The organism is Desulfallas sp. Bu1-1 (assembly GCF_015594625.1).
Lineage (GTDB): Bacteria > Bacillota > Desulfotomaculia > Desulfotomaculales > Desulfallaceae > JADNRQ01.
This window is the reverse complement of sequence record NZ_JADNRQ010000117.1, coordinates 1-255: the sequence shown is the minus strand read 5'-3', so window position 1 is coordinate 255 and position 255 is coordinate 1. Positions and strand designations below refer to the sequence as shown.

The 255-nt window shown below is 60.0% G+C and carries 1 protein-coding gene; it reads right to left on the bottom strand.

Annotation, left to right across the window (positions count from 1 at the left end):
- Nucleotides 1-6 precede the first annotated feature (6 nt).
- Nucleotides 7-255: hypothetical protein (locus IT084_RS18055; RefSeq protein ID WP_207744672.1), on the bottom strand; the 249-nt coding region annotated here is incomplete at its 5' end.

Genomic DNA, 255 nt, shown 5'->3' with positions numbered 1-255 from the left:
ACCGTTTCAAACAGGAATCGTTTTATTCCGTCTGGCACGACTTGAAGCAGCTCGCTTTATCGAGTAGGTGACCCCGTTTAGCCGGTGTCGGACAAACCGGTAGGCCGTATCTAACAGATCGCGCGGAAGCGTAAGTTTATACTTCCACAGCCGGGCCAACGCGGGACGGGGACCTGCGTAGTTCTCCAATAGCCCGTGTTCTGCGCCCCGGCTGTGCAGCGCTCCCGTCCGGGTGGGACTCCCGGGGCCGAGGTC